The 20,089-nt window shown below is 41.3% G+C and carries 20 protein-coding genes and 1 pseudogene; 12 read left to right on the top strand and 9 right to left on the bottom strand.

The features are described from left to right. Nucleotides 1–54: 54 nt before the first annotated feature. The 5 genes from V7201_RS02475 to V7201_RS02455 form a co-directional block, all read right to left on the bottom strand. Entirely contained in the window at nucleotides 55–231 is a 177-nt protein-coding gene (locus tag V7201_RS02475) for a hypothetical protein (RefSeq protein ID WP_335375199.1), read from the bottom strand. A 118-nt stretch (nucleotides 232–349) separates the two neighbouring features. Then, entirely contained in the window at nucleotides 350–733 is a 384-nt protein-coding gene (locus V7201_RS02470) for an SHOCT-like domain-containing protein (protein ID WP_335375198.1), read from the bottom strand. A gap of 12 nt (nucleotides 734–745) precedes the next feature. Beyond that, the gene (locus V7201_RS02465) at nucleotides 746–1,111 is read right to left on the bottom strand and encodes a DUF2089 domain-containing protein (RefSeq protein ID WP_335375197.1); all 366 of its coding nucleotides are present in this window, start codon (nucleotides 1,109–1,111) and stop codon (nucleotides 746–748) included. Between the two features lie 458 nt (nucleotides 1,112–1,569). After that, the gene (locus V7201_RS02460; RefSeq protein WP_335375196.1) at nucleotides 1,570–2,397 is read right to left on the bottom strand and encodes a glycerophosphodiester phosphodiesterase; all 828 of its coding nucleotides are present in this window, start codon (nucleotides 2,395–2,397) and stop codon (nucleotides 1,570–1,572) included. Between the two features lie 165 nt (nucleotides 2,398–2,562). Then, nucleotides 2,563–3,009, bottom strand: a complete 447-nt coding sequence (locus V7201_RS02455; RefSeq protein ID WP_335375195.1) for a GNAT family N-acetyltransferase — start codon at nucleotides 3,007–3,009, stop codon at nucleotides 2,563–2,565. Nucleotides 3,010–3,131: 122 nt separating this feature from the next. Here V7201_RS02455 and V7201_RS02450 point away from each other — a divergent pair, with 122 nt between their 5' ends. The 6 genes and pseudogenes from V7201_RS02450 to V7201_RS02425 form a co-directional block, all read left to right on the top strand. Beyond that, the gene (locus V7201_RS02450) at nucleotides 3,132–3,773 is read left to right on the top strand and encodes a pyroglutamyl-peptidase I (RefSeq protein ID WP_335375194.1); all 642 of its coding nucleotides are present in this window, start codon (nucleotides 3,132–3,134) and stop codon (nucleotides 3,771–3,773) included. Beyond that, nucleotides 3,773–4,489: a 5-oxoprolinase subunit PxpB gene (gene pxpB / locus V7201_RS02445; protein WP_335375193.1), complete on the top strand. Its 717-nt coding sequence runs from the start codon at nucleotides 3,773–3,775 to the stop codon at nucleotides 4,487–4,489. The genes V7201_RS02450 and pxpB overlap by 1 nt, the downstream gene beginning before the upstream one ends. Nucleotides 4,490–4,494: 5 nt before the next feature. Further along, on the top strand, nucleotides 4,495–5,262 hold the full coding sequence (locus V7201_RS02440; RefSeq protein WP_335375192.1) for a LamB/YcsF family protein: 768 nt from the start codon (nucleotides 4,495–4,497) through the stop codon (nucleotides 5,260–5,262). Next, a complete protein-coding gene (locus V7201_RS02435; protein ID WP_335375191.1) occupies nucleotides 5,259–6,209 on the top strand; it encodes a biotin-dependent carboxyltransferase family protein in 951 nt (316 codons plus the stop codon). The genes V7201_RS02440 and V7201_RS02435 overlap by 4 nt, the downstream gene beginning before the upstream one ends. A gap of 136 nt (nucleotides 6,210–6,345) precedes the next feature. Then, the gene (locus tag V7201_RS02430; protein WP_335375190.1) at nucleotides 6,346–6,861 is read left to right on the top strand and encodes a CBO0543 family protein; all 516 of its coding nucleotides are present in this window, start codon (nucleotides 6,346–6,348) and stop codon (nucleotides 6,859–6,861) included. A gap of 1,386 nt (nucleotides 6,862–8,247) precedes the next feature. Further along, a pseudogene (locus tag V7201_RS02425) lies at nucleotides 8,248–8,337 on the top strand (SEC-C metal-binding domain-containing protein); the annotation flags it as partial. A 41-nt stretch (nucleotides 8,338–8,378) separates the two neighbouring features. Here the strand turns inward: V7201_RS02425 and V7201_RS02420 are convergent. From V7201_RS02420 to V7201_RS02410, 3 genes are all read right to left on the bottom strand, one after another. After that, nucleotides 8,379–9,596 (bottom strand): MFS transporter, encoded by a 1,218-nt coding sequence (locus tag V7201_RS02420; protein ID WP_335375189.1) that lies wholly within the window; start codon nucleotides 9,594–9,596, stop codon nucleotides 8,379–8,381. A gap of 2 nt (nucleotides 9,597–9,598) precedes the next feature. After that, a complete protein-coding gene (locus V7201_RS02415; RefSeq protein WP_335375188.1) occupies nucleotides 9,599–10,057 on the bottom strand; it encodes a MarR family winged helix-turn-helix transcriptional regulator in 459 nt (152 codons plus the stop codon). Nucleotides 10,058–10,204: 147 nt separating this feature from the next. Further along, nucleotides 10,205–10,984 (bottom strand): RQC-minor-1 family DNA-binding protein, encoded by a 780-nt coding sequence (locus tag V7201_RS02410; RefSeq protein ID WP_335375187.1) that lies wholly within the window; start codon nucleotides 10,982–10,984, stop codon nucleotides 10,205–10,207. A 195-nt stretch (nucleotides 10,985–11,179) separates the two neighbouring features. Between V7201_RS02410 and V7201_RS02405 the strand changes: the two genes are divergently transcribed. Further along, entirely contained in the window at nucleotides 11,180–11,656 is a 477-nt protein-coding gene (locus tag V7201_RS02405; protein WP_335375186.1) for an ArsR/SmtB family transcription factor, read from the top strand. Then, nucleotides 11,657–12,931 carry an MFS transporter gene (locus V7201_RS02400; protein WP_335375185.1) on the top strand — a complete coding sequence of 425 codons (1,275 nt, stop codon included), beginning with the start codon at nucleotides 11,657–11,659 and terminating at the stop codon, nucleotides 12,929–12,931. It abuts the gene before it with no gap. A 36-nt stretch (nucleotides 12,932–12,967) separates the two neighbouring features. Here V7201_RS02400 and rluF read toward each other — a convergent pair whose 3' ends face one another. Next, nucleotides 12,968–13,675 (bottom strand): 23S rRNA pseudouridine(2604) synthase RluF, encoded by a 708-nt coding sequence (gene rluF, locus V7201_RS02395; RefSeq protein WP_438825009.1) that lies wholly within the window; start codon nucleotides 13,673–13,675, stop codon nucleotides 12,968–12,970. A 209-nt stretch (nucleotides 13,676–13,884) separates the two neighbouring features. Here rluF and V7201_RS02390 point away from each other — a divergent pair, with 209 nt between their 5' ends. From V7201_RS02390 to V7201_RS02375, 4 genes are all read left to right on the top strand, one after another. Further along, entirely contained in the window at nucleotides 13,885–14,961 is a 1,077-nt protein-coding gene (locus V7201_RS02390; RefSeq protein WP_335375184.1) for a lipocalin family protein, read from the top strand. A gap of 168 nt (nucleotides 14,962–15,129) precedes the next feature. Continuing rightward, nucleotides 15,130–16,431, top strand: a complete 1,302-nt coding sequence (locus V7201_RS02385; RefSeq protein WP_335375337.1) for a DUF2254 domain-containing protein — start codon at nucleotides 15,130–15,132, stop codon at nucleotides 16,429–16,431. Between the two features lie 392 nt (nucleotides 16,432–16,823). Further along, a complete protein-coding gene (locus tag V7201_RS02380; protein ID WP_335375183.1) occupies nucleotides 16,824–19,064 on the top strand; it encodes an EAL domain-containing protein in 2,241 nt (746 codons plus the stop codon). Between the two features lie 466 nt (nucleotides 19,065–19,530). Further along, entirely contained in the window at nucleotides 19,531–19,989 is a 459-nt protein-coding gene (locus V7201_RS02375; RefSeq protein WP_335375182.1) for a DUF1259 domain-containing protein, read from the top strand. Nucleotides 19,990–20,089 lie beyond the last annotated feature (100 nt).

Here is a 20,089-nt window from a genome sequence, read left to right as displayed (position 1 = left end):
AGAGATGATCCAAAAAAGACTGACCTCGGTAAAGACCTCCGAGGTCAGTTTTTTTCACAATCTTACCATAACCTCTGTTCCATCCTGCAATTTTGCATCCACAAGCATGATTCCCTTATAGTGGTGTAATTCATCTATGAGCTCATTCAAAAGCTGCTTGTTTAATAATGCGCTAAATGGAGAAATCGGAATGTTTTTCTGTTCCAGGTCCTGGTTAGCCCATTTATGCAATTGCTGATGTACTCTTTTTGAACTAAGGATAAAACTGCTTGCTTTAAGGACTGAGTAGGGTATGGGGATGCTTAAATTTACATGGTTAGAAGTTCTTATTTTTACTTTAATCATGGTGTTATTCGATTACGACTTTAACGGTGTCGCCGTTCGCAGATTTGATATCAACGATATTGCCATCAAGTTCATTTTCAATTGCATCAATCAGCAGGTTGATATCAATGTCTTTGACATACTTTTCTGATTGAGGCATGCTCGCCGCTATGCTGTGCCCTGTTTTAAGGATAGCCTTAACGAGTTTAATCGGCACATTGACGTTGACGTTGTCATTTTCTTTGGAGACTACGCGGACTTTTAATGTCTTATCCAGGTATTTATTAGGCTTTTGAGGGAGTATGGCTGCTTCTTTTTCTTTTAAGACCGATATTAATTCTGCACCTTTTTCAGAATCGATTTTACCTTCCTGAACCATCGTTAAAACCTTTGAAATCTCTTCTTTCATTATGATTCCTCCTTATTCACCTTTTAAAAGTTTGATTGCTTCTTCAGGAGTGATTTCGCCTTTATCCAGCATAGCGACAATTTTCTTTTCATCTATTTCCGTTTTCTTTTGTGGATCATATCCGAGTGAACTGATGATATCGTTCAGCTTTCCACGCACAGTAGGATAGGAGATTCCCAGTTCCTTCTCCACTTCCTTAATATTTCCGCGGGATATAAGGAAAATCTCTACAAAATGAAGTTGTTCCTTGGATAGGGAAGCGAGTTTGGAGAGTTCAAATTCATTTTCTATGGTTGTTTCGCAATGATTGCATTTTAGCCTCGTTATTTTTAATGTTTGACTGCAAACGGGACAATTTGTGATGACTGGGTAGGACATAATTGCCTCCTTTCAATTGATTGTAATTAAATTATAAAACTTTTTTATTAAAAAAGTAAATATTATTTTTAATAAAATTAATAAATTTAATTTTTGTATTAAAAATATTTATTTATCATTGGTGTAATGACCGGTAGAATCCATTCCTAAACTAAAAGGCTCTGTTAAACAAGGCTGTTGATTTTCGTTCCAGGCGCTTCGCTTTCCGCGGGGCTGGCGCTGAGCCTCCTCGTCGCTTCGCTCCTGCGGGGTCTCACCTGACCAGCTACGCCCGCAGGACACTGAATAGCTTCCTCGAATGGACCCACGCACGAAGAAAATGCGTTAGTGTTTTCGAGGAGTCTTCGCGCCTTCCACTACAATCAACAGGGGTTGAAAATCAACATTCAGCTTTAACAGAGACAACAAAAAAAAGCATGACTCGGCTGCCTCAGTGCCCATGTCATGCTTTCTAATCGTTAATTGCGCGGGTCTACATAATCTGGATAATCTGTAATAATCCCATCAACTTTCATATCAATGAGAAACTGTGCTGCTTCATGGCTGCGAACCGTCCAGGATTGGATTTCCATGCCAAAATTGTGAACCTTATCAACTAACTCTTTTGTAACCAGACTGTAGCTTGGATTAAAGTAATCAGCATACGTTGCGAATTCCTGTAGTGCGGAATCTGTCACATGAAGCCTGGAAGAAGTCAGAACCCCAATCGGAACCTCTGGAAGAAGAGTGTCCATCTTTTTCATCGATTCAAAATTGAAGGACTGGATGATAATTTTATTGTTTTGCGGCTTGTCGAGATGGCGTTCCTTCAATTCCAGAGCTACAGCTTCCTCAATCCCAGGATAAAGCTCTGGTGATTTCATTTCGATTAAGATTCCGACTTTTCCATGATAGCGATCCAGCACTTCATCAAAGGAAGGGATCTTCTCACCAGTAAATTGCTCTCCCTTAAAACTTCCAGCATCAAGGTTCCTTAATTCCTCGAATGTGAAATCACCTACACGCCCAGTTCCATCTGTTGTCCGGTCAACGGTCGTATCATGGATAATCACTAATTCGCCGTCCTTGCTGCGCTGGACATCAAGTTCAATATAGTCTGCCTTCATGTCAACCGCTTTATCAAATGCAGCGATGGTGTTTTCTGGAGCATAACCAGCTGCCCCGCGATGAGCGACAGTATCAAACTGCCTTAATTCTCCCTTAGTCGGCTCCTCGGCATATGCTTGCTGCAACGGATTCAATAAAAGGGTTAAAGCAAAACCTGTACCTAATAATGTTTTTTTCATTTCTCCATCTCCTCTGCATCTTATAATTTATGTAACAATGCTAGATTACTAGAGAAATGTTTAGCACGTATGTCATTTTTGTTTAGATAGAGTTATGTATTTTTAAGAATAATCAGTTAGATATACTTAATTTTCTTTACAAACAATAAGCCGATCTCCCCAGCTTCATATCTCAATCCGCATAAACTTGCTGACATCCTTAAAGCCGATCTTGTTATATAGGCGGATCGCTTTTTCATTAAAACAAAAGACATTCAAGCGAACATCATCATAGCCTAGATGCTTGAATTCCACGAGGCTCTGCTCTAATAAATCCGCAGCCACACCATGATTTCGAAATTCATTTTTAACATACACATCGCTGATCCAGCCAATTTCCTTGTGTGTAAACCAATCCAAACTCCGATCGATCAGAACCCAGCCAATCAAATCGTCTGCGGTCCTGGCAACAAGAAAATAGGCTCCGTTTGCCAAGGAATCTTGATAAGAATCAATCATTTTTTCCTGATTGTTTTGTTCGTGAATACCAGTAGCTTCAGCCCTGTTCTCACCAGCCAGGCTAAATATTTCTTCGATTTCTGTGTCAGTTGCTTTGCCGTATTCCAGTTCCATTCATATCACCCTGATATAAAAATTAGAATATTAAGAGTTTATCATCTATTTATCCATTCTGTACTATAGTACAATTTTAAATACCTAATATAATGGATTATTAATGAAAAGAGGTATGGAAAATGAAAATTCTGATCTCCGGCTTTGAGCCGTTCGGTAAAATGACGATTAATCCCACTGAAGAGCTTCTGAAGGAAGCAGAAAAATTTGCAATAGAAGGCGTTGAAGTTACAACCATTTTGCTGCCTGTTAATTATGATGAATGTGCGGAAAAATTGATTGCGAAGATGGATGAGATCCAACCCGATACCGTGATATCATGCGGGCTTGCTGCCGGCAGGACTGCGATCACTCCTGAGCGGATAGGCATCAATGTGAAAGATACGGGTTCTGGTGATCCGTATCCGGACAATCGAGGGAATGTACCTGTCGATGAAATGATTGACGAGGATGGACCAGACGGATTGTTTTCTACACTTCCAATCAGGCAGATTGAGAAGAACCTAAAGGCAGAGCATATTCCTTCGGCAATATCGAATACTGCCGGCACGTTCATTTGCAATAACACACTATATGCCGTTTTAAATCATATCCGGAAAAATCAGCTGCCTATTAAGGCTGGCTTTATCCACTTTCCAGCTTCAACGGAAATGTCATCTCGCAATCCTTCACTGCCATCACTGCCGCAAGAGTTGATGGCAAGAGCAATGAATGTAATCGTAGAAACATGTGCCAGGGAAGCCGTTTTAGCAAGGAGCAAGTAATGACATTTGAAATTATTCCGTTAGGGGACCTGGCTGTTCGGATTTCATTTGGGGATTCCATAAAAGAGGAAACGAATGCCCGGATCCGGCAATTTATACTAAAGCTGGAAAAAGAAAAAGTACCCGGCGTCATTGAATGGGTGCCTGCGTATACATCGGTGACTGTGTATTATGAGCCTGAACGCATCACCTATGCGAATGTTAAGCGAAAGTTAGAGGAGGTCTATCTTTCCCCCGCAGAATCTCAGCTGCCTGCACCAATAGTCTATGAGATCCCGGCTTGTTATGGGGGAGAGATGGGTTCAGATTTAGCTTTCGTAGCGAAGTATCATGGTTTGAGAGAGCAGGATGTAATCAATCTGCATGCAAACAGAGAATATTTAATCTACATGATGGGATTTATGCCGGGCTTTCCCTATCTCGGAGGCATGCCGGAAAAATTAGCTGTGCCGAGACTTGAACAGCCACGATTCAGCGTATTCCCTGGGTCTATAGGGATTGGAGGCAGCCAGACTGGCATTTACCCTTCTGATGCTCCTTCTGGATGGAGGATCATCGGGGCCACACCTATACGGTTATATGATCCGAAAAAGCCTGAGCCGTTCCTTTTGAGTGCAGGCAATTACATAAAATTTGTGCCAATCAATCAGGAAGAATTTTTTACAATAAAAGAGATGGGAAGCTCCTATCCGCTTAAGACATACACAAAGGGGTGAGTACGATGCTTTCAGTAGATTTGAACTGTGATTTGGGCGAGAGCTATGGGTTATTCAAGATTGGCAATGATGAGGAAATTCTCAAACACATTACTTCTGCAAACATTGCCTGTGGATTTCATGCCGGCGACCATAATGTGATGATGGAAACGGTAAAAATGGCAAAAGCACATGGAGTGAAAATAGGTGCACACCCTGGTTTTCCTGACCTTCATGGTTTTGGCAGGAGAGACATGCATTTGACCCAGCAGGAGATTTACAATCTTGTAGTCTATCAGATCGGTGCCCTTGAGTCAGTCGCAAGAACATGCGGCACAAAAGTCTTACATGTGAAGCCTCATGGCGCTTTGTATAATATGGCTGCCAAGGATAAGCATATCGCCGATGCTGTCGCCGAGGCAGTGCTGGATGTTAACCCTCAATTAGTTTTATTTGGCCTTGCAGGGAGCCTGCTGGTCAAGGCAGGAGAAGAAAAGGGCTTGAGAGTGGCACATGAAGTATTCGCAGACCGTAATTATCAGCCAGATGGCATGCTAACGCCAAGGTCACATGCCAATGCAATGATACATGATACGGAAAATGCGATCAAAAGAGTTATACGGATGATCAAGGAAGGGAAGATTACAGCTATTAATGGAACGGATTTAGAAATTAACGCAGATACAATCTGTGTCCATGGCGATGAGCCCCAGACGCTCGAGTTCGTTGTGAAATTAAAGCAGGCGTTAATAAATCAGGAAATTACAATCGGTAAAAGCTGGGATGCAAAATGACGGTTCCTCTTTTCAAAGTTCTGAAGCCGGGTCTTCAAACATCTGTACAGGATCTTGGAAGAACCGGGTATCAGCAATTCGGTATGAGTCCATCCGGAGCGATGGATACTTATTCCATGCAGATGGCCAATCTCCTGACTGGGAATCCGCTTGGAGAGGCTGTACTCGAGGCGGTAATGATTGGTCCAAGCCTTGAAGTCCTCACCAATGTTTCGATCGCCATTTGCGGCGGGAATTTAGAGCCAAAGGTGAATGGACAGGAAGTGTCGATGTGGAAAAGCTTTATTTTAAAGGAAGGCGATATTCTTTCTTTTGGAAAGGTGAAAAGCGGCGGCAGGGCATATATTAGCTTTGCTGGAGGCATAGAGGTACCGCTTCTTTTAGGAAGCAAGTCAACGTTCCTTAATGGCAGTCTTGGCGGATTGAACGGGCGGACTTTGAAGGCAGGGGATTTTATTCATGGAAAACCCGCTGTTTGCAAAAACAGATTTCTGCACAGAAGTTATATCCCGGAATATAAGAGGAAAATAACGATTCGTGTCATCCTTGGACCTCACGATGAAAAATTCACAAAGTCTGCCATCGATTTGTTTTTAGCCAGTGAATACAAAGTTTCCTCCAAATCCAATCGGATGGGCTACCGTCTTGAGGGGCCAAAACTTGAGCATAAAGTAGGGGCAGATATCATTTCTGATGCAATCCCTCCTGGTGGTATCCAGGTTCCCGCAAGCGGCGAGCCGATTATCTTGTTGGCAGAACGCCAAACAACTGGGGGCTACCCGCGGATCGGTACGGTCATCTCGGTCGATCTTCCGGCACTTGCACAAGCGCTGCCGGGAACAGTAATAACATTCAAGGAAATATCCATTGAAGAGGCACAGCTGTTGTATTTGCGCAGGAAGAAAGTTTTTAAGAATTTATCGATGATAGCTGGAAGTCAGAGCTGAATAAACAAAGAAAATTCGAATCTTGAAAGCCTAGATCCCCAAAGGATTCAGGCTTTTTGTAATGACTCCTCCGGTATAAAACTGTCATCACTGGAAATAACTGATGAAATCAGTGTTTTACGGGGGAGATTGGTACATGTATTTATTATTGGTCATCGCAGTCTGGATCTTGTTTGCCTATAAATTCGTTGATTGGTCACAGTGGAAAAAGCAGTATTCGACCATTTTGTTTTTTATGGTCATTAACCTGCTCTACAATACAATTTATTACAACCATACTTTATGGGCTTTCCGGGGAATTACAGCTGATTGGCTTAACCACTCGATTATCAACCTGGCTTTTACCTTCTTTATTTGCCCGGTCGGATTAATCATTTATCTGCAGCGATTTCCCTCATCAAACAGGAATCAGCTATTATATGTAGGAATATGGGTAACCTTTTATACCATTATTGAGGCATTGTTTGCGCACAGGGGCATGTATGTTTACGACCACGACTGGAACAGCTGGCATAATAGCTGGCTGAATTTGATCCTATTCGTTGTGCTGAGGATTCATTATAAAAATCCAGTAACAGGCTGGCTGATTTCACTCCCGCTAGCTGTCATTTTTTATTTATTTTTTCCTGCACCGCTGGAAAGCCTAAAGTAAAAGGAGTGGCACATTCATGTTAATCCAAAATGCACTATCAGCACCTGTGTTTTTAGCATTAATGTTTTTAACCTACATAGCCATGTGGATTTATATCAGCATGCATCATGTAAACCGTGACAGCAATAAAAAATAAAACGGTAGAGCAGGCTCGCAAATGTGCCTGCTTTTTTCTCTGATTAGGAAGTAATAAAATTTTTCCCCTCCAGCGCTTGTCGGGGCTGCCCAGGCGCTTGCGCTTTTAGTTTTTCTGGTAGAATGTTTTAAGAATACAAAAAACAAAAGAGGAGGGTTCAGGTGAATTTTCTTAAAAAAATAGAACCTCACTTATTATCAGATGATTTGCTCGTACAGGAATTTGTTATGCATGCTTTAATGGAGTATCCTCATATACCGGAAGACTGGACGGTTAGGCTATTAAAAGAAGCCATCGCTAAAAAGGAAAAAGAGATCATTATTTTGGCCAATATCGATCGATTCCCATTTAATAGTGAAGCCATTGAGGTGCTGTTGAAGGGGGCAGAGGAAGCCGATCCTGATGATCAATTTTTATATGCCAGGCTGATTCGAAACATTCGTTCAGATCTAAAACTGAAGCATCGAACTCAACTGGAGGAGTTTTTGCCAGAGAAGGAATTCGAGTACATTCAGTTTTTAATGGACGGGGAAGAAGAAAAAGTTTGGGAAGAGTATGGTTCCATTCTTGCTGATCTTGAAACAGATGATTCCTTTAATCAGGACCTATACAGCAAGGCAAAAGAGATTGTCGCGATAATGGTGAAACGTGGTTTTATCGAAGAGCATGAAATCGAATTTACCTTCAAGGAACAAAAGGATGAAAAGTTTTTTAAGTTTAATGGTATTTTAGCTGTGTATATGGCAGGGCTTACGAAACAGGAGCAGTATATCCCATACTTTGCAGGTCTCTTGGACCGTGATGATGATCTGTTGCTGGAAGAAATATCAGATACACTATCACTGTTTCAAACAGATGCAGTTGTCGAACATGTGGCATCTAAGATTAACAATGATTCCATGTCCATCTATCCGATTTCCATACTTGGCAATACGAAAACGGCGACTTCAATTGAAAAATTGAAAAGTTTATATTCATTCATTGATGATGAAGAAAATAAAGTATTGATCGTTGAAGCTCTATGCCATCAGCTGTCAGAAGAAGGTCTTCCGGTCGTGGAGGATGCTGTAAAAGCTGGATACTACTCATCAATCCTTGAGAGTGAAAGAATTCTTTATGGGTTCTACAAGGTTATGGGCATCGACCATCCTAAGCTTGGTGAGTGGAAAAGCCTTGCGATTCAGCGTGATGAGGATTATCTAAAACGGAAAAAGGAATTGGAAGCACAGGAATTTCCTTTGATGTATTCACAGCCCGTAAAGGCGGAGCCAAAAGTAGGCCGCAATGATCCCTGCCCATGCGGCAGCGGCAAAAAGTTTAAGAAGTGCTGTGGAAAATAAAACATGAAAAAACACGATGAATTCATTCATCGTGTTTTTCTTTATATCCCAATATCCCCGCTAATTTCACGGGAAGATTCCACATATTTCGCGGCAGGCTTGCCCTTTACAAAAATCAATGTGTAGGCAAGCAACAATCCTAGAAGAAACACGACTGAAAAGCCATACAGGAAATGGAAGCTTGTATAGGAAGCCACGATGCCTAGTCCTGTTGATCCAAGGGCCATGCCAAGATCCATGGATGAAAAATACATTGCATTTGCCGTTCCTTGTTTTTCCTTTGGAACGGCACTGACTGCCAATGCCTGAAGTGTAGGAGTTACTGTACCATACGCGATTCCATAAAAAACAGCCGCAATCAGCAATGTTAAAGTATTTTGAGTGAATGCTAAAAGCGAAAGTCCGATAATACCTGCAATCGTTGCAGGGTAGATGATCACTTTATGGCCGTATTTATCGAACATTCTGCCGGAAACAGGTCTGACCATAATCATCATAATGGTTAAAACAAGGAAGAATAGTGAGATGGATGCGACGATATTCGCCTCTTTCCCTAGTTCCCTTAAAAAGCTGATCACTCCGCCAAGCGTAATGGAGAAAAATGCCGTTAAGATCGCTGGGGTAAAAGCTTTTTGGTCAAAGGCATGTTCCTTAAAGCTCACTTTTTGAACAGTATTTTTAACTGGAACAACCCTTTTAGGGGCTTTGACAAAAAGATTCAGGACCAAAGTGATGAACGTTAAAACAATCGACAGAATGATTAGAAGATTAAAGGAGAAAACCTGAAGCAGGGCTAGCGCCAGCATGGGACCAAGGCTGGTACCGACACTAGTTGCCAGTCCATAATAGCCGATGCCCTCTCCTAATCGATGAGTTGGAATGATATTCGTTGCCATTGTCGAAAAAATAGTCGTGATGATCCCAAAGCCCATTCCATGAAATACTCTTAGCAAAAGCAAAAATCCAACTGAGTCCTGCCCGAAGCTCAAACCGACTGAAATGGCGATAAAGCCCAATGAGATCAGGCTCAACTTCTTATTGTCCATTTTCTGCATGAGAGAACTTACAAAAGGACGTGTTGCAATCGCCGCAGCCATGAAAACAGTCGTCATCAAGCCGCCCTGTGCCGGGTTATTTTTCACGTCTGTGATGAAAGCGGGAAAGCCTGCTGTCAGAAGCTGCAGGCATAGAAAAAATAAAAAAGCCATTAGAACAATGGCTGTAAACTGTGCAGTCCATAACTTAGATGTCTGGTTCATGATTAGCCTTCTTTCTGTTTGTTTTTCTCCAAAAGCATTTCGATATTGTTCTCTAAAGAAAGTACTGTCTCTTTATAGATTGCCAGCTTTTCAGCTTGAATAGAGTCTGTGATTTTTGCAAAAACTTTCTCAAGATAGGGGGTTACTTCCTTCACTAATTTTGCCCCTTTTTGGGTGATCTTAATAAGAAAGGAACGGCGGTCTGAAGGATTTTGCACTCTCTCGATAAATTCGTTTTTTTCAAGAAGATCCAGTATTTTCGTCAATGTTGCCTGATCCTTGTCCGCTCTCTCTGATAATTCTTTTTGTGAGATGTCATTTGACTCACTTAAAGTCCTTAGAACACTCCATTGCTCAGTGGTGATGCTGAAAGGCTTTAGTTGAAGGTTGATGTACCTGGTCAGCTTCTTGCTGAGGCGAACCGATGCAGAGCCAATTGCTTTATCCATAGACATTTCCATAAAAAGTCCTCCTTAATTGCCTTAAGTAAGTATAACAGTATAAATTATTTGTGTAAATATAATTTGTATACAAACTAATTTTAGGTTAAAAAATGACCTGGTCAATAACCAGGTCATGAAGTAGCTATGCAATAAGAAAATTCCGCCTTAATCAATTACTCTGGCAACTTTATTGCCGCACTTTTTACAATTACCTTCAAGAACAATCGTATCGCGGAAATCTTTAATGATGTATTTTTCAATCTGCACTGTATCCAGGCAATGCCCGCAGAATACATTCCGGATCAGCATCTGGCGGTAATCCGCAGGAATGGAAAGCCATTTTTTATTGGCTTCAAAAGATCCTGAATCATTTGAATTCACCTTTTTATCACTTGAACGAGTATGAGACTTGTCCAAATTTTGAATGACTTCATGAATTCTTTCCGGAATAGGTGCATCTACCTCGATCTCCAGCCATTCTATCAGCATTTCTATTAATTCTGGGTCGTCCTCTTCTTCAACGACGTCAAGAAGAAGCATGCGAAGGTCAAGAGGCTGGTTTCGGACCACTTCTATAAAATCAAATCTGCCAAATTCAGCAGCAAGGAGCAAATCACCATATAACTCATCTGCAAGTTCCCCAATGACTGTATCCCAGCCTTTTTGAGTATAAACAAGCAGGGAAAGTTTTTTATCGGTAGTGAGATAGCCGTTCTCGATCATCCATTCGACTTTTTCCATAATCACCTTTTGTGTCATGCCTTTAAAAGCACCGTATGATTCGGATTGATGAAGATCAGAAGTGAAAATACGTTTGTCATTTGAGCCTGCTAGAATTTTTCCAAGCAGCCCTTTTCCGCCATACATAATAAGATCTTTGGCGGCAACCAATATTGTCATAATTTCATCCTCTGATAAGTGATTCATTGTATCTTTGTTTGCCATAAAAAAACTCCTATCTCTAAAAGATAAGCTTTATTAACATCATTACAACATAAATCATTGATTCAAGCCAATCATTTAAATTTTGGTGTTTAGGTTCTATAAAATATTAAATATTCTAATAATTCATTGCATTCTAATTTTCTAGAACGTATAATAAAATTAAATCATAAGAATATTTTGGAAGGTGAAATTTGTATGGATTATGTAAAAAAGACAATGGAGGTTAACTTGGAGCAGCAAAAACTCATCTCCAGCCCTATCCGTGTAAAAATCATCTACTTGCTAGTCATGAAGGCGATGACAGCAAAACAGGTGGCAGATGAATTGGGTAAATCAGCAGGCAGCATCCATTACCATATTCAGCAGCTCTATAATGGAGGTATTTTAGAAATCGAGGAGACTAAGGAGAATAGGGGGATTATTGAAAAGTATTACCGTTCAAAGGCTACTCATTTCAATCTTAAGAATGAGGATGTGACCCCTTCGACTGAACAAGTTGTCAATCAGGGAACTTATGTATCGTTAACGGAGGAGGATCGCAAGGAGCTTAACGCAGATATTGACGCTTTATTTTTGAAGTATGTGAAGAAATCAGCGATGAAAGCGGATGTCAAAAAGACTTCATATGAAATGACCATTACGCTCAAAAAGGAGAAACAGGAGGAGAGTTAATTGGATAGAGCAGTTAAGAAAAATTTGATACTTTTCCTTACTGGTAAGGTGGTGGCTGTGCTTGGTTCTTCGATTTATGCGTTCGTAATTGGGCTATATATCCTTGCTGAAACAGGATCCAGCTTAAATTTTGCGTTTACGTTAGTTCTCAGCATTCTTCCACGCATTTTGCTCGCGCCAATTGCGGGTACGCTTAGCGATCGTCTTGATAGGAAAAAGCTGATTATTTCCTCGAACATAGCAAGTGCAGTGTGGCTATGTGGAGTCCTTGCCGCGTTTACCCTAGCAACCCAAGAATTATGGATTCTCTATGTTTCAACTGCAGGATTAAGTGTCATCAATACATTCTATACAATCGCAGTAACTTCATCTATCCACAACATGGTTGGACAGGACAATCTGCAAAAAGCCATGTCACTGAATCAGGCGGCCATCTCATTATCAGCCATCCTGGGCCCTGTCCTTGGCGGCGTCTTCTTTGGAATCTTTCAGATTAATCTCTTCATGGGCTTAAACATCATTACCTACATCATCTCAGCTATTGCCAGCATTCTGATCAAATACGATTTGTACGCGAATAAAGCGAGCCTTAAAAAACAAGCCAGCTTGTCAGAAGACCTAAAAAATGGAGTTTCCTATATTAGGTCTCAGCCGTTTCTTTTTCATTTGGTTGTCATCAGTGTCTGGCTGAATTTTTGGTTCGCCGTGTTTCCGGTTGCAATGCCTTATTTAGTATTGACGGTAAGAGGTATGTCTTCAACACATCTAGGAATCATTGAAGGGGCCTTTTCCGTTGGTATGATGGTGCTCGCACTAGTTCTCTCAGCAAGAAAGGAAATCAAAAGAAAAGAATTCTCCATTATGGGTGGAATCGTGTTACTGTCGTCCATTTTGATATTAATAGGAGTACCTGCATTTCCTTCTATTATAGAAATGGGCAATCAAATTATATTTATCTATTTGATTGCCCAGGTACTTGTCCTTGCCGCAGCCATTATGTTCATCAATATTCCAGTAACCGTACTCCTTCAAAAGAACACGCCAGATGAATATCGCGGCAGAGTGATGTCTCTCCTTGAAACAGGCTCAAGTGCAATGACTCCATTAGGTTTCATCCTGTTTGGCTTCCTGCTTGAAAAAATGCCTGTTTGGATTTTACTCGGTGTATGCGGATTAAGCCTTGTTTCACTCGTCATGTACCTTTATAGGGAAAAAATGTTCCTCAAGCTACTTCGGGAAGAAGTCCAGGACAAAACCGTAGCTGTAGAAGCATAAAAAGAAGGATGAGCGGAAAAATGCTCATCCTCTTTTTCACCATTCTTTAGGTTCATAATCCAGTTCGCTGAATAACTGTTTCTTCTCTTTCTTCGACAGGTCGCGCCATTGTCCAATCTGAAGGTTGCCGAGTTGAATATTCATGATCCGGATGCGCTGAAGCCTGTAAACCTCGTAGCCGAGTGCTTCACACATGCGGCGGATTTGCCTGTTCAATCCCTGTGTCAGCGTAATGTTGAATTCATACCTCGAAAGCTGGACGACTTTACATGGAAGTGTTTTCGTTCCTAGAATCCTTACGCCTTCTGACATTGCTTTAAGGAATTCAGGTGTGATCGGCTTGTCCACTGAAACAATGTATTCCTTCTCATGCCTGTTTTCGGCACGCAGGATTTCATTCACAATATCGCCGTCATTCGTGAGGAGAATCAAACCCTCGGAATCCTTATCAAGTCGGCCAATATTAAAAATCCTTAGCGGGTGATTGACTAAATCGATGATATTTCCTTTTACATGTTTCTCGGTCGTACTCGTAATGCCCACAGGTTTATTAAGGGCAATATAAACATAGTTCTGAGCCATCCTGATTTGCTCGCCGTTCACTCTTACATCATCCCCGGGCTCTACTTGGCTGCCTATTTTAGCAACCTTCCCGTTGATGGTCACGCGGCCTTCTTCGATCAATCTGTCTGCTCCGCGTCTCGAAGTTTTTCCTGATTCGCTAATGAATTTATTGATACGCAGGTTAATCCCATCCTTAAATCTGAATTATATATCCTTAAGAATATGCCACTGCGTTGTTAAATTCAAGCGATTGATGATCCGAATGATATCCGGGTACAACATATTCTTTTTTCATGCCATTAGGGCAGCCAGCTTAGTAACCAACATCTTATAGTCCCTCATTAGCCCGCTCATGCATACCTTACTAAAAACAGAAGGTGTGTGCTGGGATGAATGATGAACGATCGGGTGGAATTTCACTGCCAAAGGATGTGCGCCCGCATGATGATTCGAATATCGAATGGTGGTACTTTTTTGCTCATCTTAATGGCGACAGGGGCGGGAAATATGCAGTTATGGCCTCATTTTTCCGAGTAGGTGAGTTGGAAATAGGCAAAGGGCATTATATAATCCATACATTGATTGATTTAAATCGGAAAAAACGATTCAATGTTTCGAGTATCGATAGGAAATTGAAAATGGGTCTGCTGGCAATTTATCTGCCATTCCATCTGCTGCTCCACCCGACTGATTATAGAATGTGGAAGCTGTATAAATGCCTATTAAAAGGCGAGAAGCTTTCACCACATACTCTTATTAAAAATACTTCTATTATAGAAAATCCGACTGAATTGAATTTTGGCAGCCATAAACTAACCTTCAAGGGGGAAAATGAGGAGGCTTTTGACGTTCTTTTAAAAGAAAGGGACTCAGAGGTACAGCTTGAATTTACCCCTCTTAAGCCAGTTGGATTAATTGGCGGCGACGGGAAACCGGATGATTTATACTACTATTCTTTTACCCGGAACAAGGTCCAGGGAACAATAAAAACGGACAATGGAACGGAGACGGTGAAAGGGAGAGGCTGGTTCGACCATCAATGGGGCAGGGATTACTCATTGGCAAAAGGGTCAGGGTGGAATTGGTTTGGGATTCAGCTTAGCGATGGCCGCGACTTACTTTTAAATGAGATGACCTCGGGCAAACCTGATTCTTCGATGGCTAATATTGTAGAAAAGGATGGAACCATTCAGTTTACGAGGGATATAACTTTTAAGAAAATAAAATACTGGAAAAGTTTAAAAACCAATGCCAGATATCCAGTAGAATGGCAGATAAGTATACCGGAATTCGCGATTGAACTTCACGTCGAAGCAGTCTTTCCAAACCAGGAGATGCCGATTATCGGGCCGATCCAGGGTATCTGGGAGGGAACGTGCAGAGTAAAAGGCATTGAAACTCTTCCAAGTGGAAAAAGAAAAGCACTGGAAGGGGTAGGATTTATGGAACTGGTAGGATATGCGTAAAAAAGTGACACCCCAGCTCAAAGTGAACTGGGGTATTAATCTATGGACCTGATCTTTACGGGGTTTTTATGCTGAAAAAATAAATCCAGCATGAAAAGGATTAAATATGCTCCAAATGGTCTAAATAAAGATAGGAAAGAGCTGGTAACAGAGGAGCTGGATTATTTGGTGAGGAAAATAGTGTTAAGGATAAGGGAAAGCATCTGGCTGCTGCCAGGCATTTATAGTATTTTTGCTTTTTTACTCGCGCTGCTGGTCATCTATATCGACCATAATGAGCTGGCTGAAGGGATTGTTCCTTCATTCTTGATGACAAGTATTGATTTAGCCCAGACGATCCTGGGCTCGATTTCTGCTGCTTTATTGACCATGACAACGATTACTTTTTCAACCATTATGGTCGTTTTAACTACATATTCATCACAGTTTTCTCCGAGGACACTCAATAACTTTGTTGAGGACCCTGTAACAATGAGAGTGCTGGGAATTTTCATGGGCGGCTTTGTCTATTCGACCCTGTCGCTCTTGTTCATGAGCGAGTCCTGGTATAAAACCAATGTGATTTCGGCGACTGTAGGTGTCTTGCTTGCCTTTATCTGCCTGGCGTTTTTTGCTTATTTCATCCATAACGTGGCAACCTCCATCCAGGTCAGCAAGCTGATCCGTGAAATAACGGATGGGGCGTTACAGTCCATTCGACGTCAGGAAAAGGCGCTTGAAAGTGAATACATAAATGTTATTGATGACCGTAAGGATGCAGGATTTGCTTACGACCATATCAAAGATATCAAATGTAAAGGATATGGTTATGTACAGCTTCTTGATTATGAAGGGCTGACGAGGTATGCATCAGAACGTGATTTGGGGATTGAGGCAAACTTTCTTATCGGTGATTTTTTAACAGAAGAAAGCATTGCGTTCAGAGTCCACCATAACAAAGAAATCGAAGACAACATGGAGGATACTCTCAATCAATTCCTAAGGCTGGGAAAAGAAAGGTCATCCCTCCAGGATCCAGAGTTTGCGCTTCAGAAAATCGTCGAGGTTGCCTTAAGGGCGATTTCACCGGCAATCAATGACCCAAACACCGCTAGGAATTGTGTGTTGCATCTTGGCATGGCATTAGCCGATTTAAGCCGTATTCGGGCGAACGGAAGGTACGTCGCTTACTATGATACTGATTCACAGCCACGAGTCATCAGACTGCAAAAAAGAACAAAAGATATTCTTTATTTATCGTTTTACCAAATTGTGCACTATGGAAAGCAGGACTTTTCGATCCTGCTGGCGCTCATTGATTCGTTTCTCTTGATTGGAAAAAATGCGGACGAGACAGGCAAGAAGATGATCTGGGAAATCTATATTTACAGCCTCGAGAAATTTAATTCTGAGGAATTAAAAGAACTGGATAAAATCTATTTGAATGAAAAGAAGAGTGAACTTTCGACACTTCTTGGAAAAGCGCTATAAGGGCTTTTACAAGAAGTTTTTTGTTTTTCTATTGATCTGTTTTAACTGGCTTCGGACTTTTTACGAGAAAGCTAATTAAATCAAATTCAATAATATTATAAAGCTGTATTTTTCCTGAATAATGACAAAAAAATCGAAAAGTCCCTGAATTAACCCATTATTATTCAAAATTCTAGTTCATTTGTAATATTCTCGTTGTACCCTTGCTATGTTATTTGATATGTTAATAATATACATCTGAGGAAAAGTATGATTGATCCAAGATTATGCTGAAAGCTTTTGATTGCTCTTTCTCTTATATGGCAATGTTCTGCCTTTGAGTGGTTTAAGAGTATTAGGAAAAAATAGAGGCCAATATTAATTTGCAGCTGGGCACATGGGGGAAACTGTTAATGGGCAGTGATGGGAGAATTCATAAATACAATGCGTTTTATATTATTGTTTTTCTTCTGCTTGAAGAGTTGATTGATTGGGCTACTTCATTCTTTTTCTCCATTAGTGAAGGAATCGGTACTCTTATCGATATAAGTGTCACCTTTGTTTTTATGATCTTAATCATCCGCTTGTTTAGAGGGATGGAACATACAGCTGAGGAATTGCAGGATAATAAGAAAAGGCTGAAAAGTATTTTTGATACATTGGATGTGGCAATCTGGTCACATGACTTGAAGACAGATACGCTCCTGATTACATCAGGAATAGAGAAATTATACGGGTATTCTTCAGAAGAGTTTTATAAAGACAGCACTCTCTGGAAGAAGGTCATCCCTCCTGAGGATCACCATATATTAGAGCAGAGGGAAACAGGTTTCTCACAAGGAGAGTCAGTCACTAGTATTTACCGGATTATCCGCCCGGATGGCGAGGTCCGCTGGATTCAGGACAGGGGAATACCTGTGCTGGATGAAAGCGGAGACTTTGTTGATTTTACGAGCGTACTATTCGATATTACCGACCGACAGGAAAGCGAAGGACGATACCGAAGCCTTGTCGAGATGTCGCCTGATTTGATTGCAGTTTATAGCAGGGGAAAACTTGATTACATCAATGAAGCGGGCTGCAAGCTCTTTAAAGCAGGAAGTCCTGCAGAGCTGGTAGGACAGCCGATTTCCAATTTGATTCCCGCCGAGGTGCTTTCCGAGATTAAAACTCGAGAATTGACGATTGATGAAAATTTCGAGGAGAAATTATGGTTCGAATTTAAGGCGACCCAGGTGGATGGGAAAGAAATTGATGTGGAGATGTCTGCGATGCCGATTTTATACGAAGGCAGAATGGCAGAACAGATTGTAGGACGCGATCTCACTCAGCGAAAGAAAGCTGAAAAAACGATTAAATATATGGCTTATTATGATGTCCTCACCGGCCTTCCCAACAGAAACATGGTGAGGAAGCACCTGAACGCAGCTTTGAAAAATGGTGATCAAGAGCTAGCAGTATTATTTTTAGACCTTGACCGCTTCAAGATTATTAATGATACAAAGGGCCATCGTGTTGGTGACCTTTTATTGAAGGTAGTGGCCAGCAGACTGAAAAATGCCGTGCAAGGCCAAGGGCTTGTTTCGCGGCAGGGCGGCGATGAATTCATTATTTTACTCAAAGGCCTTAATAAAGCTCAAGTGATTGAAGTCGCCGAACGGATCCTAGGGGAGTTTTCGGAAGGAATACATGTCGAAAACCAGGAGTTCTTTGTTACACCGAGTATCGGAATCAGCATGGCTCCAGGGGACGGACAGGACGAGGAAACACTGATCAAGCATGCAGATACAGCGATGTACCTTGCAAAAGAACGCGGTAAGAATAATTTTCAATTTTACACAAATCAGCTGCACGGGCTTTCTTCCCGAAAAATGGAGCTTGAGAACGGCTTAAGGAAAGCTCTGGAACAGGACCAGCTGGTGCTGCATTACCAGCCCCAGGTGAATTTGGAGACGGGGAAAATCATCGGCGTGGAAGCACTCGTCCGCTGGCAGCATCCGGAAAATGGAATCATCTCCCCTGGAGAGTTCATTCCGCTTGCTGAAGAAACAGGATTGATCGTACCGCTTGGAAAGTGGGTATTGCAGAAGGCTTCTGCTCAAAATAAGGAGTGGCATGATAAAGGCTACAGCTCGATCCCTATATCCGTGAATATCTCTGTGCGGCAGCTTCAGGAGGACAGGTTCATTGATACAGTAAAACTAATCCTTGATCAGACTGGATTGGATCCAAGCTATCTAGACCTTGAAATTACCGAAAGTATCATGCAGAACAGTGAAAATACAGCGATGATCTTGAACCAGTTAAAGGAGCTCGGCGTCACACTGGCAATCGATGATTTCGGGACAGGCTATTCTTCCTTAAGCCTATTGAAGCATCTGCCAATCGATAAAATTAAAATTGATAAATCCTTTGTTGATGACATTATCCATCACGCCAACCAGGGTGCAATGGTGAAGACAATCATTGACATGGGACACAACTTGCAATTTGATGTCATTGCTGAAGGTGTCGAGGAACAGGAACAAGTAGCCTTTTTATTAAGAAATGGCTGTATGATCGGGCAGGGATATCATTTCAGCAGGCCGCTGCCTCTTGAAGAAATGGAAGATTTATTGAAAAAAAATATGGATCTTGAAGGCATTCTGCAATAGCAGGATGCTTTTTTAATTGGCGAGGAAAGGCTCTATGGAAAAAAATAGGTACAACTTTGGTGCAATGCTCATTTGGGAACGGAAACAACTAATGATGTTCAACGGGTATTACAACTAATCCAACTGGTATTAAACTTTACTTAACTGGTATTAAACCGCGTTTAACTGGTATTATCTGTGCCCGAACTGGTATTAAACTCGATTCACTAGTAATGGAACGATTGAAAAAGATAATAAGCAGGGGTTAGTCAGGAGCTCGAATGAAGAAGAATGTTATTAATGATTTCACCTGGAGAAAAAATGATTTAACTGATGAAAAAAGAATCCAAACTTAAGCGAAACAATACTCCATTTGAAACAGTACTGCTTTACTATTTATCAGTACTGACTCTTAGACAACTACATTGCAAAACGAGAATATCCAACAGATAATCAGGCATGATAAAGACTAAAAGGAGTGGCGAACGTGAAAAAAGTCATCTTGTCAGCAGCGCTGTTTTTTATAATGTTTTTACCTGCCGGGACCAATGCTGCGGGCCAGGCAGATTGTGCTGCATTAAAAAATATCTTTCAAACTGATGTGAAATCAGACGATGGGATTTGCAAGGTCGAAATAGTGCGGAAGAGTCCGAACGTTACACACATTGGGAGTAAATTATCACCTGAAACAATGGAGCTGGGATTCCATGTGGTATTCGAGAAAGTGAATGATAAGACTGCGGTCATCGGTGAATTCGCTTTGCTGCAGGAAGAAATTAATCCAGTCATTGATGAACTGAGAAAAGGAAATATTGATATATCCGCATTGCACAATCATATGCTCTTCGAAGAACCCCGGATTATGTACTTGCACTTTCAAGGGGCAGGCAATATGAAACAGCAGGCTGAGGCAATAAAAAATGCGATTGCTAAAACTAGCAAATAATACTTAAACAGCGGAATGGCATTCCGCTGTATGTTTATTAGATAAGAAAGTATAAAATTTACTTCGAGAAATGTCCAGCTTCAGCGCCTAGCCCCTCGAG

This window comes from Bacillus sp. JJ1122, from assembly GCF_036964885.1.
Lineage (GTDB): Bacteria > Bacillota > Bacilli > Bacillales > Cytobacillaceae > Mesobacillus.
Note: the sequence above shows the minus strand (reverse complement) of the source record. Positions and strands in the feature narration are given on the sequence as shown.

What these genes read in the sequence shown, in the direction of transcription:
- V7201_RS02450 (WP_335375194.1), top strand. Translation starts at nt 3,132, where the DNA reads ATGAAAATTCTGATCTCCGGCTTTGAGCCGTTCGGTAAAATGACGATT.
- V7201_RS02410 (WP_335375187.1), bottom strand. Translation starts at nt 10,984, where the DNA reads ATGGCAAACAAAGATACAATGAATCACTTATCAGAGGATGAAATTATG.
- V7201_RS02415 (WP_335375188.1), bottom strand. Translation starts at nt 10,057, where the DNA reads ATGGAAATGTCTATGGATAAAGCAATTGGCTCTGCATCGGTTCGCCTC.
- V7201_RS02465 (WP_335375197.1), bottom strand. Translation starts at nt 1,111, where the DNA reads ATGTCCTACCCAGTCATCACAAATTGTCCCGTTTGCAGTCAAACATTA.
- V7201_RS02405 (WP_335375186.1), top strand. Translation starts at nt 11,180, where the DNA reads ATGGATTATGTAAAAAAGACAATGGAGGTTAACTTGGAGCAGCAAAAA.
- V7201_RS02390 (WP_335375184.1), top strand. Translation starts at nt 13,885, where the DNA reads ATGAATGATGAACGATCGGGTGGAATTTCACTGCCAAAGGATGTGCGC.
- V7201_RS02435 (WP_335375191.1), top strand. Translation starts at nt 5,259, where the DNA reads ATGACGGTTCCTCTTTTCAAAGTTCTGAAGCCGGGTCTTCAAACATCT.
- V7201_RS02460 (WP_335375196.1), bottom strand. Translation starts at nt 2,397, where the DNA reads ATGAAAAAAACATTATTAGGTACAGGTTTTGCTTTAACCCTTTTATTG.
- V7201_RS02430 (WP_335375190.1), top strand. Translation starts at nt 6,346, where the DNA reads ATGTATTTATTATTGGTCATCGCAGTCTGGATCTTGTTTGCCTATAAA.
- V7201_RS02455 (WP_335375195.1), bottom strand. Translation starts at nt 3,009, where the DNA reads ATGGAACTGGAATACGGCAAAGCAACTGACACAGAAATCGAAGAAATA.
- V7201_RS02380 (WP_335375183.1), top strand. Translation starts at nt 16,824, where the DNA reads ATGGGCAGTGATGGGAGAATTCATAAATACAATGCGTTTTATATTATT.
- V7201_RS02470 (WP_335375198.1), bottom strand. Translation starts at nt 733, where the DNA reads ATGAAAGAAGAGATTTCAAAGGTTTTAACGATGGTTCAGGAAGGTAAA.
- V7201_RS02420 (WP_335375189.1), bottom strand. Translation starts at nt 9,596, where the DNA reads ATGAACCAGACATCTAAGTTATGGACTGCACAGTTTACAGCCATTGTT.
- V7201_RS02440 (WP_335375192.1), top strand. Translation starts at nt 4,495, where the DNA reads ATGCTTTCAGTAGATTTGAACTGTGATTTGGGCGAGAGCTATGGGTTA.
- pxpB (WP_335375193.1), top strand. Translation starts at nt 3,773, where the DNA reads ATGACATTTGAAATTATTCCGTTAGGGGACCTGGCTGTTCGGATTTCA.